Origin of the sequence: Halomonas sp. H10-59, from assembly GCF_040070555.1 — a bacterium.
GTDB lineage: Bacteria > Pseudomonadota > Gammaproteobacteria > Pseudomonadales > Halomonadaceae > Halomonas > Halomonas litopenaei.
The window spans coordinates 3,558,100-3,575,488 of sequence record NZ_CP098828.1 but is presented as its reverse complement, the minus strand read 5'-3'; the positions used below and the strand labels follow the sequence as shown (position 1 = coordinate 3,575,488).

Genomic DNA, 17,389 nt, shown 5'->3' with positions numbered 1-17,389 from the left:
GTCGGGTGTGAAGTCGTGATCAACGAAGGATGGATCGGTCATCAGGTCGCAGTGTCAGCAATGCCTGGCTCTCCGGGCCACGCTCGATGGCTTCTGCGGCGTTTGGCGAGAGGCCGATCAAGATACTGCTAATGCTTTACAGCCGCTGGCCTCGGCTCCATGCTTCCGATAGTCAGAGGGTGGGGGACCAGGGAGCGTCCTGCTGCCAGCCACGGCGACCGCGCGGAGGACACCATGGAAGCGGAACTGTTGGAAATCAGCCAGCATATGGGGCGCTTTGCGCCCTTTGACGGGCTGTCGGAGGAGTTGCTGGACGAGGTCGCCGGACAGGTGCAGGTCAGCTACTTCAAGGCCGGCTCGTCCATTCTCGAGCTTGACGCCGTGCATCAGGAGTTCTGCTACATCCGCAGCGGAGCGGTGGAGGTCACCCGGCGCAACGGAGAGCTCTACAACCTGCTGGGGGAGGGCGACATCTTTGGCCACTTCAGCCTGCTGCGCCACAGTCGCGTGCGCTTCCCGGCCAAGGCGCTGGAAGACAGCCTGATCTACTTCATCCCCGAGGCGATGTTTCACCAACTGTGCGAAGCCGACGAGCAGTTCGCCGAGTTCGTCGAGGTGGATCGCCCCCGGCTCGAGACGGCGGTGGAAAGTCAGCGCAAGAACAACGACATGATGGTGACGCGGATCCGCAAGCTGCTGACCCGCTATCCCGTCATGGTCGAGGCGCGGGCCACGGTGCAGGAGGCGGCGCGCCAGATCAGCGAGTCCCAGGCCTCGGCGGTGCTGGTGCTGGACAAGCCCGAGAACAACCCGCGCTACACCTTCAAGGATAGTGAAGGTGGCTACTGGCAGGTCACCGGGATCCTGACCGACAGCGACTTTCGCACCAAGGTCGTGGCCGAGGGGCTGTCGCCGGATACCCCGGTGGGTGAGGTTGCCGGCCGCCGCCTGATCGCGGTGCAGTCCGACGAGTCGGTGCAGGAGGCGATGCTGTGCATGCTGCGCAACAACATCCATCACCTGCCGGTGATGCACCGCCGTTCGCCGGTGGGCATCGTGCACCTCTCCGACATCATTCGCTACGAGACCCAGAGCAGCCTCTATCTGGTCAGCAATATCTTCCATCAACCGTCGGTGGAGTGTCTGGCCAAGCTGGCGCCGGACGTCCAGGCCGCCTTTGTGCGCATGGTTCACGACGGTGCCGACTCGCAGATGGTGGGCAAGGCGCTGTCGACCATCGGGCGCAGCTTCACCCGACGGCTTCTGGAGATGGCGGAAGAGGAGCTAGGACCGCCACCGGTGCCGTACTGCTTCATGGCGCTGGGCTCGATGGCGCGTAACGAGCAGAGCATCGTCACCGACCAGGACAATGCTCTGGTACTGTCCGATGACTTCGATCCAGCATTGCACGACGAGTACTTCGCGACCATGGCCAAGCGGGTCAGCGATGGCCTGGCCGCCTGCGGTTATACCTACTGCAAGGGGGACGTGATGGCCACCAATCCGAAGTGGCGCCAGCCGCTGTCGGTGTGGAAAGGCTACTTCACCGAATGGATCGAGCGCCCGTCACCGGAAGGGTTGCTGCACAGCTCGATCTTCTTCGATCTGGATACGGTCCACGGTGACAATCCACTGGTGGAGGAGTTGCAGGACCTGGTCGCCACCAAGGCGTCGAAGCACAAGCGCTTTCTTTCCGCCATGGCGCGTAATGCGCTGAATCGGACGCCGCCGCTGGGCATCTTCCGCACCTTCGTGATGGAGAAGGACGGCAAGCACAACAACTCGATCAATCTGAAGCGTCGCGGCACGGCGCCGATGGTGGACCTGATCCGTATCCATGCCCTGGCCTGTGGTTCCCGCGCCCAGAACAGCTTTGACCGCCTGGACGATATCGATCGCACCCAGTTGCTGGCGCCCGGGGTCAGTGACAAGCTGCGCTACGCGCTCGAGTTTCTGTCCATGTCGCGGATTCGTCACCAGGTCATCGATCTGGAGCATGAGCACGAGCCGGACAACAATATCGAGCCGGAAAACGTCTCCAGCGAGGAGCGCCACAACCTCAAGGATGCCTTCCAGGCGCTCAGCAACGCCCAGAAGTTCCTCAAGTTCCGTTATCCCCTGACCAGCAGGTAGCCGCCATGCCGTTGCTTCGCCCCAAGACACGTTCGGCGCCGGATTGGCACGACTACCTGGTCGCCCGACGTCAGAAGAGCCGCCAGCAGGCGCTGGTGGATTTCTTCGCCGGGGCCGATCTGTCGCCGATCCTGCCGATTCAGGAAGCGCCGCTGATGGCACTGGACCTGGAGACTACCGGGCTCGATCCCAGGCGTGACGAGATCGTCTCGATTGGCCTGGTGCCCTTTTCGCTATCGCGTATTCGGCTCGCCGAGCGGCGCTACTGGGTGGTGCGTCCCCATCGCACCCTGAACGCCGAGTCGGTGACCTTTCATCACATCACCCACGCCGATATCCAGGGGGCTCCGCGGATCGAGGAGGTGCTCGCCGATGTCTTCCGCGCCATGGCCGGCCACCTGCTGGTGGTGCACTTTCGCCATATCGAGAGGTCCTTTCTGGACGCCGCGGTACGCGCGGCCTGGAAGGAGTCACTGAGCTTCCCGGTGATCGACACCATGTCGCTGGAGGCGCGCATCCACCGTCAGTCGACCATGGCGCGCTTTCGTCGCTGGATGGGCCGCCCACCCAGGTCGATCCGCCTGCACGACAGTCGGCTGCGCTACGGGCTACCTCATTATCATGGCCACCACGCCCTGACCGACGCCATCGCCACGGCGGAATTGCTGCAGGCACAAGTAGCCGGCAACTACGCGCCTGAGACGCCCATCGGCATGCTGTGGAGCTGAATAAGGGAGTTGAGCTGCCCGTCGATACGTCAGCCATCTCGCCAAAAGAAAAGCGGCAGCCCGAGGGCTGCCGCTTTTTTCATGCACTTGCTGTCTTCGCCAGGCAGGTCTAGACCGCCTTGGGCTCGCTCATCAGGCCCTTGATGATGGCGTAGCAGGCCACCAGCAGCACCAGGGTGAACGGCAGCCCGGTCGAGACCGCCGCCGCCTGCAGGGCGGTAAGACCGCCGCCCAGCAGCAGGGCGATGGCGATGGCGCCTTCGATGATGGCCCAGAACACGCGCTGCGGCTTGGGTGCGTCGACCTTGCCGCCGGCGGTGATCGAGTCGATGACCAGCGAACCGGAGTCCGAGGAGGTCACGAAGAATACGATGACCAGCACGATGCCGATGAAGGAAGTGATCGAGGCCAGCGGCAGCTCGCCGAGCATGGCGAACAGCTTGAGCTCGAGTGCGGCGTCCTGGACGCCCTGGAAGCCGTCGGTGATGTACTGCTCGATGGCGGTACCGCCGAAGGAGGTCATCCACAGCACCGATACCAGGGTCGGGACCAGCAGCACGGCGGTGAGGAACTCACGCACGGTGCGGCCACGGCTGACCCGGGCGATGAACATGCCGACGAACGGAGACCAGGAGATCCACCAGGCCCAGTAGAAGGCGGTCCAGCCCTGGACGAAGTTGGCGTCCTCGCGACCGAAGGGGTTGGACAGCGCTGGCAGCTCGGCCAGGTAGTGGCCCAGGTTGGTGAAGAAGCCGGTGGCGATGGCCAGGGTCGGGCCCACCAGGATCACGAACGCCAGCAGCAGGAAGGCCAGCACCATGTTCACCTGGGACAGGCGCTGCACACCCTTCTCGACGCCAAGCATGATGGAACACAGCGCAACGCCGGTGATGCCGGCGATCAGCAGCACCATGGTGGTGTCGGTATTCGGCGTACCGAACAGCTCGTTCAGGCCGGCGGCGGCCTGGGAGGCACCAAGCCCCAGCGAGGTGGCCAGACCGAACAGGGTGGCAAAGACCGCCAGGATGTCGATCAGGTGGCCCGGCCAGCCCCATACGCGCTCGCCCAGGATCGGGTAGAACACCGAGCGCATGGTCAGCGGCAGACCCTTGTTGAAGGCGAAGATGGCCAGTGACAGGCCGACGATGGCGTAGGCCGCCCAGGGGTGCAGACCCCAGTGGAAGATGGTCGCCGCCATGCCGAGATTGACCGCGGCTTGCTCGTCACCGGCGGCGGCGCCCAGCGGAGCCCAGTCGGTACGTATGCCGTTTTCGCCGACCGAAGTGCCCCCGAGCGCGGTGGAGAAGTGGGTCATCGGCTCGGACACGCCATAGAACATCAGACCGATGCCCATGCCGGCGGCGAACAGCATGGCGAACCAGCCCATGTAGCTGTAGTCGGGCGTGGCCTCGGCACCACCGATGCGGACCTTGCCAAGCGGGGTGAAGATCAGTCCCAGTGCCAGCAGCACGAATACGTTGCCGCCGAGCAGAAAGACCCAGGACAGGTTGCTGGTCAGCCAGCCACGGATGCCATTGAAGAACGGCTCGGCGCCGCCCTGAAAGGCCAGGGTCAGGATCACGAAGACCAGGATCAGCAGCGACGAGACGGTGAACACCTTGCCGTGCAGGTCCACGTCCACGCCGAAGGACTTGGTGACGATATTGTCCTGACCGATAACGTAGTCCGTATCGATCAGGTTGGCTGGCCCCTCCGGGGCCGGTACTCCTTCACTACCGGTATCGGCAGATGAAGGCTTGTGGTTGGGGTCTTTTTCCACGTGCGATCTCCCTTGCGTTTAAAAATGGTAACTGTGGCGTCACGCCATCGACTCGGAGCGGGGTCGCGGCTGGCTCGTCTGTCATCGATACCGTTCGGTCCAGCCTGCCTGAAGTGTGGCCTGCCTGAGCCAGCTTGCCAGTTGTGCCGTCAACGGCATCTATTCCAAGGCCGCCCGGGCACGCCTGGATCAGCTTGCCACGATCGTCCCGGACCCAAGGTTCTGCGGGCGACCGCTTGCACCGCGTGGGCGACGCAGTGCTGGCCGCAACGACAGCAGGGGCGCCCCGGGGCACCCCTGACCATTGCCACAGCATCATGACGGTGGCGTGGCATCTATCGGACTCAGGCCTCGCCGAGCCACTCCTTGACCACGTCCTGGTTATCCTCGACCCACTTCTGGGCGTTTTCGTAGGGATCGGTGTCGTCTTCCTGATTCATCAGCATGACTTCACCCATCATTTCCGTGGTCCACTCGAAGTTCTCGAGGATGGCGTAGGCCTCCGGCATGTCCTCTTCGAGGCCCTGACGGACGATGGTGTGGATCTGTTCGGCGCCACCGTAGACGCCCTGGGGGTCCTCGAGGTACTTGAGGTCCCAGCGGGCGAACATCCAGTGCGGGGTCCAGGTGGTGACCACGATCGGCTCGCCACGGTCGATGGCGCTGCCCAGTGCGGCGGTCATGGTGGCGCCGCTGCCGGTGCGCAGGTCCAGGTCGAGCTCGTAGGCGTCGACCACTTCCTCGGTCAGACGCATCAGGCCGGCGCCAGGATCGATGCCGATGATCTCGCCGTTGAACTGGTCGGCGTGTTCATTGAGCTCATCAATCGAGTCGACCTCGGAATCTGCCGGGACCGCAAGGCCCAGCTTGGTGCCGTCGAGGTTGACGCCGGCATCGACCAGCTGGTCCTGGAGGCGCGCGTAGTAGTCCTCGTGGGTGGTCGGCAGCCAGCCGGCGAGCAGAGCGTCGGCGTCGCCGCTGGCGACGGACTGCCACATGGCCGCGGCAGACAGTGCGGAGGTCTCGACCTCGTAGCCGGCCTGTTCGAGCACAGCACGAACCACGTTGGTCGACGCCACGGTGGACGACCACTCGACGTAGGCCAGGTGCACGGAACCCTTGTCCTGGGCGTGAACACTGGTGGCGGCGGCGCTGATGGCCAGGGCCAGACCGAGAGAACGAGTTGCCTTGGGTGACATGGTGCGACTCTCCTTGCGATAAGAGGTATTAGCGTGAAGCAGGCGACAGTGTCTTGCAAATGCCGCCCCGCAGGCTCCCCCGGCCGAGGGAGCCCGCGTCGAGCGTTTACTGCTTGCGCTCCTTGCGCAGGGACTGGGTCAGGCGATCCAGCAGCATCGCCAGGATGACCACCGCGATGCCGGCCTCGAAGCCATCGCCCGGACGCAGTCGCTGGATGGCTCGCCAGACCTCGCTGCCCAGGCCATCGGCGCCGATCATGGCGGCGATCACCACCATCGACAGGGCCAGCATGATGGTCTGGTTGATGCCGGCCATTACCGTGGGCAGCGACAGCGGCAGCTGCACCTTGACCAGCTTCTGGCCGCGGGTGGCGCCGTAGGCGTCGGCGGCCTCGATCAGCTCCACCGGTACCTGACGGATGCCCAGGGTGGTGAAGCGGATGGCCGGCGGCATGGAGAAGATCACGGTGGCAAAGATCGCCGACACCGAGCCGATACCGAAGAACGGGATCGCCGGGATCAGGTAGACGAAGGCCGGCATGGTCTGCATGAAGTCCAGCACCGGCATGATCAGGCGGTAGAGTCGATCGGACAGCGCCGCGGCGATACCCACCGGCAAGGCGATGACCACCGCCACCAGGGTGGCGATGACGACCAGGGTCAGGGTCTCGATCATCGGGTCCCACAGATCGAGGTTCCAGATCAAGCCAAGGCCCAAGACCGCGCCGATGGCGAGCCTGGGGCTTGCCATCTTCCAGCACAGGCCGGCGATGATCAGCAGCAGGGCCCAGTCGGGCAGCCACATCAGGGCGTCATTGAGACCGTCGATACCGGTCTGGGTAATCCGCGAGATGCCGCGGGTGACGGCAGAGTATTCGGTGGTCAGCCAGCTCAGGCCGGTCTCGATCCAGTCACCGAGGGGAATGCGAGGAATCTCGATCGCCATTAGTGGTCTCCTGCCTGTGCCAGTTCATCCAGTACCGCGCCCTTGACCACCACGCCCAGCAGGCGTCGCTCGTCGTCGATGACGGCGATGGGGAAGCTCTTTTCGTTGAACAGCGCGAACAGATTGTGCAGCGGCTCGTCGGGCCCCACGGTGCGGAAGTCCTGGGTCATCACGCTATCCAGTCGATCCTGTCCGCTCTGGATGGCGCTGTTGGCGGCGTCGGCCTCGACCAGTCCCTTGAGCTTGCGATCGCGGCTGGTGACGTAGATCGAGTCCATGGCGTTTTCTTTCATCTTGCGCAGTGCGGTACGCGGGCCGTCGTCCTCGCGGGCGGTGGCACGCACCGGGCGCATGGCGCTCTCGGCGGTCAGCACCCGGGACATGTCGACGCCTTCGATGAAGCGCTCGACGTAGTCGTCGGCCGGCTTGGTCAGGATCTCCTCCGGCGTGCCGATCTGCACCACCTCACCGTCCTTGAGCAGGACGATGCGGTCACCGATGTTCAGCGCTTCGTCCAGATCGTGGGTGATGAACACCGTGGTCTTCTTCATGCGGTGCTGGAGTTCCAGCAACTCCTGCTGCATATCCTTGCGGATCAGCGGGTCGAGCGCCGAGAAGGCCTCGTCCATCAGCAGCACGGTGGAGTCATTGGCCAGCGCCCGGGCCAGGCCGACACGCTGCTGCATGCCGCCGGACAGCTGATTGGGGTAGGCGTCTTCCCAGCCATTCAGCCCGACCTGGGTCAGGGCGTCACGGGCGGTCTTGGCGCGGGTGTCGGCGTCGATGCCGCGAATCTCCAGCCCGAACTCCGCGTTCTGCTGCACGGTACGGTGGGGGAACAGGGCAAAGTTCTGGAAGACCATCGAGAAGTGACGGCGGCGGCACTCCAGCAGTGCCTTGTCGGAGAGCTGCGGAATGTCCTCGCCGTCGATGATGATCTCGCCTTCGGTGGGCTCGATCAGCCGGTTGAGGCAGCGGATCAGGGTCGACTTGCCCGAGCCTGAGAGGCCCATGATCACCAGCAGTTCGCCTTCATGGACGTCGAAGTCGATGTTCGACAGGCCCAGGGTCTGGCCGGTCTTGTCCAGGATTTCAGGACGCTTGAGCCCTTCATCGCGTAGCTTGAGTGCCTTCTTCGGCTGGTCGCCGAAGACCTTGCTCAGCCCGCGAACCTTGATCTTGACGGATCGGTTCTCGCTCATGGGTAGGGGTGCCTTGTTGGGTTGCGTAAACACGTCCAGCCGGTCGAACGATGAAGGTCGACGTCACGTGCATCCTGGCGTCGGCGTTCATCGTCCAGAGCTGGCGCGGCTGCGTCAGGGGCGGCACTCCTTGCCGCATCCCCACGGCTGAACAGCATGCCAGCTTTCACCGTTGAGGCGCAGAAAGGTGCAATACCCTAAAGGTCTTTGAAAGATCATTCAAATTCAGCATGGGCGCACGTTCACTGAATCGAGAAAGCCCCGGCGGGTGCGGTATTGGGTAGAAGTGGGGGAGAAGCCCATGCCAGAACGGCATGGGCAAGGGGAGCTATTTCCCTGTCGCGGTCCCTGTCGCGCTCCGTATCGGCGCCGCTCAGCGCACCCGCGTCAGCCGGATCAGACGACCGGGATCGCTGTCGGTCAGCAGGTAGATGGCGCCGTCGGGGCCGAGCCGCACGTCGCGGATGCGGCCGACCTCGCCATCCAGCACCACCTCGCGCTCGATGATGCTGTCGCCCTCGAGGCGCAGGCGCAGCAGTCGCTCGCCGCGAAGCCCGCCCGCCAGCAGACCGCCCTGCCAGGCAGGGAATTCTTCACCGCTGACCACGGCGAGCCCGGACGGCGCAAAGCGTCCTTCGAACACATGCACCGGATCGCGCATGCCCGGGGCACTGTCGACACCCAGCGGCAGATTGGTGGCGTAGTCGCGTCCGCGGGTCACCTCGGGCCAGCCGTAGTTCTCGCCGGGCAGAATACGATTGAGTTCGTCGCCGGTGCGCGGGCCATGCTCGGTCGACCACAGGGTGCCGTCGGCAGCCTGGGCAAGGCCCTGAGGGTTGCGGTGGCCGATCGAGTAGACCTCGGGGGCCGCGTCATCGTCGAAGCCCGGATTGTCCGGCGCGGGATCGCCGTCTGCGGTCAGCCTGAGCAGGCTGCCGGCGTGGTCTGCCGGGTCCTGGGCGCGGCTCTTGCTGACGCCGCGATCGCCGATGGTCAGCCACAGCAGGCCCTGGTCGTCGAACAGCAGGCGGCCACCGTAATGGCGGCCTGGCGTGGAAAAGCGATTCTGCACAAAAATTGGCGTTATCGCGCCCAGGGCGTCGTCCTCGAACCTGACCCGTGATACCGCCGTGGCGTCGTCCGAGTCGCCGTCCGTGCCGGGCTGCGCCCAGCTGAAGTAGAGCCAGTCGTGGGTGCCATCGCCGAATTGCGGATGCAGCGCCAGGTCAAAGAGCCCACCCTGGCCGCGGTGTGAGACCTGCGGCAGGCCGTCGAGTCTCTGGACATCACCGTCATCCACCAGCGCCAGGGTCCCGGGCTGCTCGGCGACCAGCATGCGCCCATCGGGCAGAAAGGCCAGCGACCAGGGGGTGTCCAGCTCATCGGTGATCAGCTCGAGCGCGACCGGGTGATGAAGCCCCGGTACCTGCTCGGGCAACGACGCCGCCTGGGCGCCTGTAGGCAATGACAATGTCAGCAGGGCGAGGAAAAGGCTTCGCAACATGGAGACTCCGCACGGCAAGTATGGGTTTCCGGTGGCGGACCGCTTCCAAGTCCCTGGCACGCCGAGCGGCGATGGCGTGACAGGTCGGCGGAGACGCTTTTCCTGCCAAGGTCAACACGCGTTACAGCAGCAGCGCCAGCAGCACCGGTAGATAGATCAAGGATAGCAGTGTGGAACAGAACACCAGGCTCGCCACATAGGCGGGCTCGCGTTGGGACTTCTGGGCAAACAGATAGTTGAACACCGCCACCGGCATGCTCATCTGCAGCACCAGGATTGCCAGTGCCATGGGGGGCAGGTCAAGCCAGATGCCTATGCCCCAGGCCACGCCCGCCGCCAGGGGGATGCGCAAAAGGCTGAACCAGACACCCGAGCGCAGGCTTCTGACCTGGATGCTGGCCAGCGACACCCCCAGGGTGATCAGCATCAGCGGCACGGTGAAGCCTGAAATCAGATCGACGCTGTTCTGCAGCCACAGCGGCAGTTCGGTGTCGGTGAACAACAGCGCGATGGAGATCAGGATGGCGTAGACCGTGGGCGTCTTGACCAGCGACTTCAGCGGATTGCCACGACTGGCCAGCATGGTGCCCAGGGTGAACTGGAACAGTGACACCGTCACCATCACCGTGATGCCGAAGGCGAAGCCAGCCTCGCCGAAGGCGTAGAGGATCACCGGTAGCCCCATGTTGCCGGTGTTGGGGTACATGGTGGGAGCCAGCAGTACCCGCCAGTCCTTGCGCAGTACCAGCGCCAGCACGAAGGCCAGCGCGGCCATGGCGCACAGCACCAGGGCGGCCGCCAGCATGGTGCGACCGAAGCTCGAGGCGTCGATCTCGGCACCCGCCAGCGAGGCGATCACCAACGCAGGCGTACCGATGTTGAACACCAGTTTGGTGACGAAGGCCACCGGATAGTCGAAACCGCGGCGGATCCAGAAGAATCCGAGACCGGCGCCGGTGATCACCGGCGCCATCACGGCGAAGAGTTGGGCAAACATGCGAGGATCTATCTCCTTATCGGTCGACACCCGGGGCCTTGGCACCCTGTCGGTCTGGAGTACGCTGCCGGCCAGCGACGCCGACGGCAGGCGCGGCTTGCCGGGCCTGTCGAGAGCGAGCGGCCTGGCGCTCCAGCGACATCGTCAAGCGCTCGATCAGGCCCGCCATCAGCCGGTACTCGGCGCTGTCATTCGTCTGCTGTTCAAGCGTCTGCAGCAGCCGGTTGCCGTATTCACGAGCTCTATCTGGTGCGTGGCCTCTGGCGCTGGCGCCGTAGTCGTCGGCGAGGGCGGCGGCAAGGTCGTCAAGGGCGAGGTCGAGCGCGTCACTGCGCCCGCCCAGGCGCCGCCGCAGATTGAGGCTGGCGTAGCCAAGGTCCAGCCCCACCAGGCCCAGCGAAAATAGATAGCGGCGTTCTTCCGGGAGACTGTCGTCGTGCTGGGCGAGCCTGAGTAGGCGGTCCGCCATGGTACCACCGAAGCGTGACTCGGCTTCATGGAAGCTACGCCGGTGAAGCCCGTGGAGGTCGTTCACCGTGGCGCTGACCAGCCGGTGCTTGCGAATGGTGGTGGGGAGGCCTGGCGCCAGGCGAAAGGCCATCACCACGGTGGAGAGCCCGAGCAGCAGGGCGATAGCGCGGCCGAGAAAGCCATCGATGGAAAAGTCCATGCCGTTGCCGGGCATGGTCAGCAGGATGTTGCCGATGGTGAAGGCCAGGCAATAGCCCATCAAGCGGGGGTTGGCGGCGCCCAGCAGACCCAGGAACAAGGGTGGCATGAACACCAGCGCGAGGGTGACGAAGTCGTTGGCCTGGGCCAGCAGTACATGGCCGAACAGCAAGGCGCTGGGTACCGCCGCCAGCATGCCCTTGAGGAAGGTGGCGGCGACCGCTGCCGGATTGTCGCGGGTCGCGAAGAAGGCCGAGAACAGGGTGCCGACCAGCATCGCGATCTGACCATTGTCCCAGGCGGTGTAGCGCCAGACGATAGCCAGCAGGGCGAACACCAGTCCGGCTCGCAGTCCGTTGAGGGCGGCTTCCAGATGATCCCGGTGAAAGGCCAGCGCCGGCGCCTTGAGGCGGCGTTTGCCGGGGGTGTGGATCGCCTCCCGCGCATCGAGGATGACCAGGGCGTGGCCGAGGGCCTCGCGCAGGCCGAGATGGATGCGCCGTTGCAGCAGCGCCTCTGGTGACTCGGTAGTGCGTGTCGTAGCGGGGTCGCTGGTGATGGGCCCACTGGGACTCTGCCCATACCGGGCTGTGGTTTGGCCTGCGGCCTGGTCCGAGGCCTGGTCGGGGGCCTGGTCCGAGGCCAGGTCTGGGGCCTGGTCTAAGTCCGGGGCTATGCCCTCGTCCAAGTCTGCGGCCATGCACTGAAGGGCCCGATGCCTGAGCGCCTGCAGCCGCTGGCGGGCCTGGGCCACACCGCTGTCCTCGGCGCTGTGGCGCAGGTCACTGGCCATGTCCTCGATCAGGCGTTTGGTGGGCGTTGGCAGCTCGCCGCCGTGGGAGCGCAGCAGTTGCTGGAGCGCGTGGAGGATCGCCAGCAGGCGGGCGGTGCGCACCGTCAGCACATGGCTGGCGCGTAGCCGGCCGATGCCTTCCGGGCCTTCGTAGCGTGCCGCCTGACTGTCGGTTTCCAGCTGGGTCAGGGGTTGCAGACTGGCGGTCAGGGTGGCTTGCAGGGCAGCGATATCGGCGCTGTTGTCCAGGCGCAGGGCGCCGTGCAGGAAGGCCTGATTGACCACCTGATCGGCCAGGCCGGCGAGATGATCACGGACCTGAATCGGCCACAGCAAGGCGCTGACCAGGGTGGCGCAGATGGCCCCCAGCGCCAGCTCCGACAGGCGCGCCACGGCCACCGCGAACAGACCCGTGGGGGCGCTGGCGGTGATGACCACGATCAGCATGGCGGTGACGGCCGCCATGATGCAGCCGAAGGAAGCGTTGTTGCGGGTCACCGAGGCGGCGTAGGCGCACAGGATGATCCAGGCGGTCAGACAGATCAGTGCCGGTGTCGGCGACTGCACGAACAACGACATGATGGCGATGCCGGCGAGGCAGCCGACGACGGTGCCGGTGATCTGGCTGATGCCTTTCTCCAGCACCATGCCGCTCATCGGGCGGATCTGCAGAAAGGCGGCGGAAATCAGCGCCCAGTAGGGACGATCGAGGTCGCACCAGAGAGCAATGTACAGCGCCAGACCCATGGCCAGGGTGGCCTTGATGGCGAACTTGACCGCACTGGCCGGCGGCGTCAGGTAGGCCTGCCACCATACCGAAAAAGGCATTAGCGAGGCTCGGGCCGGACCCGCACCGTGGCGGTCATGCCGGCGCTCAGGTCGAGGTTCGTCGGCACCTCGTCGAGGGCGATGCGTACCGGGATGCGCTGGGCCAGGCGCACCCAGCTGAAGGTGGGCTCGACCTGGGGCAGCAGCTGGTCGTTGGGGGTGGCGTTGTCATTGGCGATGGCTCGTCCGATGCTGTCGACGTGGCCATCCAGCTCGAGGTTGCCGCTCATCAGAATGACCTTGGCCGGATCGCCTACGGCCAGGGCAGGGCGCTTGGTCTCCTCGAAGTAGGCGGTGACGTAGTAGGAATCTTCCACCACCAGCGCCATGACCGAGGTGCCCCGATTGACGTAGTTGCCCTGAGTGAGCTTGAGGTTGATCAGGTGTCCCGAGGCCGGGGCGGTGACCTCGGTGCGCTCCAGGTCCAGGCGGGCGCTGGTCAGGTCACTGCGGGCCTGGTCGAGGGCGGCGGCGGCGACATCGCGGTCACGATTGGCGCTTTCGCGATTCTCGGCGCTGATCGCCTGGCGGCTGAGTTGCTCTCGCCGCGACGCCTCGTGTTCCTTCAGTGCAAGCTCGGCCTCACGCTGGGCGACGATGGCAGAGGCCTTGGCCAGGGCGGCCTGGTAGCGAGCATCGTCGATACGAAACAGCACCTGGCCTTTTTCAACGTGGTCGTTGTCGTCGACCGCAAGGGCGATCACCCGGCCCGAGACGTCGGGTGCCACGGTGATGATGTCGGCGCCGACTCGGGCGTCACGGGTCCAGGGGCTGTACAGATAGTAGCGCCATAGCCACAGTCCGGCAGCCACGGCGGCGGCGACCACCGCCAGGGTGATCAGCACGCGCAGGGTCTTGCGCATTCAGGCGCCTCCGCTGGCAAGCGCACCCCACCAGGCGACCCCGGCGGTGCACAGAACGAAAAGAGAGGTGTCCAGCCACGCCTCGTACCACAGCCGAGAGGTGCCGCATAGGCGGTGCAGGGCGAAGCGCAGTACTGCGGCGAGCAGCAGTCCGATCAGGGCGTAGACCAGCAGTGGGCTGAAATAGATACCGCCAAGCGCGACTTCCTTGAGCGCCATGCTGGGCCTCCCCGGGATTCAACCGTGCGGTTGTGAATCGTGTAACCGAGACCAAGCGTAGCAAACATGCAAGCAGGGCGGGAGGGGCTCACCCCGCCTGACGGCGGGGCAGGGCGGTGGTCTCCAGGGCTCGCCAGGCGTCCGGCACGGCGTCGCGCAGATGGTCGAGCAGGGCGCTGACCTTGCGCGGCTGATGGCCGAAACCGTAAAGCAGGGTCACCGGCAGCGGTGCCAGCGACCAGTCTTCCAGGCAGCGCACCAGTTCGCCGGGGTGATGGCGTTCGCGGGCTTCGGTGGTCCACACCGGCAGGATGCCGAGCCCGCGTCCCCGGGCGATGGCGTCGATATGCAGCATCGACTGGTCTACGCGAAAGCGTGACGCCGGTGGCTGGAAGTGCACCGTGCCGCCGTGACGGTGGGACAGGGTGATGCCGCCCTGACTGTCGCCCATCAGGTCGATCCAGGCGTGATGGCCAAGGGCGTCGGGTGCCTCCGGGGTACCGTGCTTCGCCAGATAGTCCGGATGAGCGTAGATGCCGCGCTCCAGCGCGCCGAGGCGCTCCTGGCGCAGGTTGCCCTCGTCGGTCTCGCCAAGCCATACGCAGATGCCCTGGAAGTCGGGATCCCGTGGTGCCGTTTCGCCGGTACTCAGCGTCAGGCGTATCGCCGGATGACGTTCCAGAAAGGTCTCCATCACGCCGCCCAGCCAGCTTCGCGTCAGGGTGCGATGGGCTTCGACATGAAGCTCGCCGCTGACGTCCTCGCGCAGGCTGTCCAGGGTGCGCTGACCCTGTTCGGCCAGTTCCAGGATTTCCCGACTGATCACGTAGTAGCGCTGTCCGGCCTCGGTGGGCAGGAGCTGGTTGGCCTGACGCTTGAGCAGCGGCTGGCCCAGCCGCGACTCGAGCTGGCTGATTCGCCGGCTCAAGGTCGACTTCGCCAGACCGAGCTGGATGGCGCTCTGGGTCAGGCTTCCGGTCTCCATGACGCGGTTGAAGGCAAGCAGTTCGTCGAGATCTGGCATGGCATCACGCAAGCGGGAAGAGGGGCAACACGAACCGCCAGTATGCCACGGGATCGTGCGGATGAAAATCATTCTCCCTTGTGCTGGCGGCCTCTACCGCATGCCCAGCCGTGCACTTCCTGCGCGTGGTGCGACGCAAGCCGGGGGGGGGGGGGCAGGCGGGCAAGGCGAGTAGGGGCGGGCGAATCAGGCAGGCAAGGCAGCTTCGGGAGGGGGTTGCGAGAGTTGCAACGTCACGTTCACGAGCAATTGTGCAACTTTGATGGAAGAATCTAAATGATAAATATTCACATTCATTGTTGTGCGCAGGTCGTCTCGGCCCAGGGCGGCGGTCCTGAAACGCCAGCCATTGCGCGTGCCACCGGGTGGCTTGCCACCCCTTTTCGGAGTCATGAAGAAGATGTTGCCTCAGCGCTTGTCAGCTCAACCTCTGTTATCTCGCAGCCTGTCACCTCGTTGCCTGTCGCTTCACCCTCTGTCGCTTCACCCGCTATCGCTTCACATTCGCCGCCTGGCGGCGGGGCTGTCGGGGATCGTCCTGTGTGGCGCAGTGCCGGCGCTCGGCGCCGAAGACATGGCGCTTGATGACGTGGTGGTCACCGCCTCAGGCTTCGATCAGAGCGTGGCCGATGCGCCGGCCTCGATCAGCGTGGTGACCCGGGAGGATCTGGAGAAGCGCTACTACCAGGACGTCACCGACGCCCTGCGTGACGTGCCCGGGGTGATCGTCACCGGCGGCGGTGGTGGCGACAACGGCTACGACATCAGCATGCGCGGCATGCCCGCGGAGTACACCCTGCTGCTGATCGACGGGCGCCGTGTCAGTACTCGTGAGACCCGCCCCAACGGCAGCGCCGGCTTCGAGCAGGACTGGCTGCCGCCGCTGCAGGCCATCGAGCGCATCGAGGTGGTGCGTGGTCCCATGGCCACCCTGTACGGCTCCGATGCCATCGGTGGGGTGATCAACGTCATCACCCGCAAGGTGGCCGATGAGTGGCACGGCAACCTGCAGCTCGACACCATGCTGCAGGAAGACAGCGCGTCCGGCGACAGCCGCCAGGCCAACTTCTATACCTCTGGTCCGCTGGTCGAGGGGCTGGCCGGGCTGACCCTATACGGCCGTGCGACCCAGCGCGATGAAGACAATATCCTCTATGGCTACGAGGACAAGCAGGTCCAGAGCCTGACCGCGAGGTTGTCGCTGACACCCAGCGTCAACCACGACCTGGCGCTGGAGGCCAGTCGCACCGAGCAGCAGCGCGAGGCGATGGTGGGCAACAGCGTCGATCCGGACGGTTGTCGTGGTGGCTGTGAGGACAGCTTCGACGACTACACCCAGGAGTACGTCGCCCTGACCCATACCGGGCGTTTTTCCTTCGGCACCAGCGAGACCTATGTCCAGCGCGAGGTGTCCGAGAACGAGACCCGCGAGATGGAGATCACCAACACCAACGCCAAGTCGAGCCTGGTGGTGCCGCTCGGTGCCCATATCGTCACCGTCGGCGCAAGCTTCGAGGAAGAGGAGCTGGACGATCGTACCTCGAATCAGATATCGGATCTCACCAATGTCCGCAACAGCCAATGGGCGCTGTTCGCCGAGGACGAATGGATGCTGCTCGACGACTGGTCGCTGACCGGTGGCGTGCGCATGGATCATGACGAGAACTACGGCTCCGAGATCAGCCCACGGCTTTACAGCGTGTGGCACATGACCCAGGACTGGACCCTCAAGGGTGGCGTGTCCACCGGCTATCGCTCGCCGGACCTCAGGGAAATCACCCCGGACTGGGGCCAGGTCAGCCGCGGCGGTGACGTTTACGGCAACCCGGATCTCGAGCCGGAGACCTCGCTCAACAAGGAGCTGGGCCTTCTCTATAACGGGGCTGGCGGGTTGTCGGCCAGCGCCACGCTGTTCCACAACGACTTCGACGACAAGATCACGCGGATCGAGTGTCCGGCCGACGTCTGTACCGACGGCCCCAACCAGTTCGGCAGCAACCCCACCTATCGGGTCAACGTCGACGAAGCGGTCACCCAGGGGGTGGAGCTGTCGCTGTCGACGCCGCTTGGCGACTCGCTCGAGCTGTCGGCGAGCTACACCTACACCGACTCCGAGCAGAAGAGTGGCGAGTACGAGGGCGAGCCCCTGACTCAGCTGCCAGAGCACGAGTTCTCGGCCAGTCTCGACTGGGAGATCAACGATCGCCTGTCCCAGTGGACCCGGGTCACCTACCGTGGCGACGAGAGTCAGCCCACCACCGGCCCGTCCCAGAGTGAAATCGTCGCGCCGGACTACACCTTCGTCGACACCGGCCTCGGCTATCAGTTGACCGACGCCGCCCGCGTCAACGTCGGCATCTACAACCTGTTCGATGAAGACATCGACTACGACGAGTATGGCTACGTCGAGGATGGCCGCCGGCTGTGGCTGGGCCTGAACGTCGATTTCTGATCCCTGGGGGACCAAGGGAAGAAATGGGAATGCCTGTCCGCCATGATCGAAC

13 protein-coding genes are annotated in these 17,389 nt (G+C 65.0%); 3 read left to right on the top strand and 10 right to left on the bottom strand.

Features of this window, described 5'->3' with window-relative positions:
* Positions 1 to 234: 234 nt before the first annotated feature.
* On the top strand, positions 235 to 2,133 hold the full coding sequence (locus NFG57_RS15535) for a DUF294 nucleotidyltransferase-like domain-containing protein (RefSeq protein ID WP_348814720.1): 1,899 nt from the start codon (positions 235 to 237) through the stop codon (positions 2,131 to 2,133).
* Between the two features lie 5 nt (positions 2,134 to 2,138).
* On the top strand, positions 2,139 to 2,861 hold the full coding sequence (locus tag NFG57_RS15530) for a 3'-5' exonuclease (RefSeq protein WP_253552983.1): 723 nt from the start codon (positions 2,139 to 2,141) through the stop codon (positions 2,859 to 2,861).
* Positions 2,862 to 2,970: 109 nt separating this feature from the next.
* Here NFG57_RS15530 and NFG57_RS15525 read toward each other — a convergent pair whose 3' ends face one another.
* From NFG57_RS15525 to NFG57_RS15480, 10 genes are all read right to left on the bottom strand, one after another.
* Positions 2,971 to 4,641 carry a BCCT family transporter gene (locus NFG57_RS15525; protein ID WP_348814719.1) on the bottom strand — a complete coding sequence of 557 codons (1,671 nt, stop codon included), beginning with the start codon at positions 4,639 to 4,641 and terminating at the stop codon, positions 2,971 to 2,973.
* A 344-nt stretch (positions 4,642 to 4,985) separates the two neighbouring features.
* Positions 4,986 to 5,840, bottom strand: a complete 855-nt coding sequence (locus tag NFG57_RS15520) for a glycine betaine ABC transporter substrate-binding protein (protein ID WP_108448283.1) — start codon at positions 5,838 to 5,840, stop codon at positions 4,986 to 4,988.
* Between the two features lie 106 nt (positions 5,841 to 5,946).
* Complete coding sequence (locus tag NFG57_RS15515) at positions 5,947 to 6,780, bottom strand: proline/glycine betaine ABC transporter permease (protein WP_045992040.1); 834 nt, start codon at positions 6,778 to 6,780, stop codon at positions 5,947 to 5,949.
* 5 nt (positions 6,781 to 6,785) lie between these two features.
* The gene (locus NFG57_RS15510; RefSeq protein ID WP_045992017.1) at positions 6,786 to 7,988 is read right to left on the bottom strand and encodes a glycine betaine/L-proline ABC transporter ATP-binding protein; all 1,203 of its coding nucleotides are present in this window, start codon (positions 7,986 to 7,988) and stop codon (positions 6,786 to 6,788) included.
* A gap of 373 nt (positions 7,989 to 8,361) precedes the next feature.
* Positions 8,362 to 9,492: a PQQ-dependent sugar dehydrogenase gene (locus NFG57_RS15505; RefSeq protein ID WP_348814718.1), complete on the bottom strand. Its 1,131-nt coding sequence runs from the start codon at positions 9,490 to 9,492 to the stop codon at positions 8,362 to 8,364.
* Positions 9,493 to 9,613: 121 nt separating this feature from the next.
* Complete coding sequence (locus NFG57_RS15500) at positions 9,614 to 10,489, bottom strand: AEC family transporter (protein ID WP_045992015.1); 876 nt, start codon at positions 10,487 to 10,489, stop codon at positions 9,614 to 9,616.
* Between the two features lie 16 nt (positions 10,490 to 10,505).
* Positions 10,506 to 12,779 (bottom strand): FUSC family protein, encoded by a 2,274-nt coding sequence (locus NFG57_RS15495; protein WP_348814717.1) that lies wholly within the window; start codon positions 12,777 to 12,779, stop codon positions 10,506 to 10,508.
* A complete protein-coding gene (locus NFG57_RS15490; protein WP_045992013.1) occupies positions 12,779 to 13,642 on the bottom strand; it encodes an efflux RND transporter periplasmic adaptor subunit in 864 nt (287 codons plus the stop codon). Before NFG57_RS15490 ends, NFG57_RS15495 begins: the two co-directional genes overlap by 1 nt.
* A complete protein-coding gene (locus NFG57_RS15485) occupies positions 13,643 to 13,861 on the bottom strand; it encodes a DUF1656 domain-containing protein (protein ID WP_108132484.1) in 219 nt (72 codons plus the stop codon).
* Between the two features lie 88 nt (positions 13,862 to 13,949).
* The gene (locus NFG57_RS15480) at positions 13,950 to 14,885 is read right to left on the bottom strand and encodes a LysR family transcriptional regulator (RefSeq protein WP_124803206.1); all 936 of its coding nucleotides are present in this window, start codon (positions 14,883 to 14,885) and stop codon (positions 13,950 to 13,952) included.
* Positions 14,886 to 15,435: 550 nt separating this feature from the next.
* Between NFG57_RS15480 and NFG57_RS15475 the strand changes: the two genes are divergently transcribed.
* Positions 15,436 to 17,337 carry a ligand-gated channel protein gene (locus tag NFG57_RS15475; protein WP_348816195.1) on the top strand — a complete coding sequence of 634 codons (1,902 nt, stop codon included), beginning with the start codon at positions 15,436 to 15,438 and terminating at the stop codon, positions 17,335 to 17,337.
* The last annotated feature ends 52 nt before the right edge of the window (positions 17,338 to 17,389 follow it).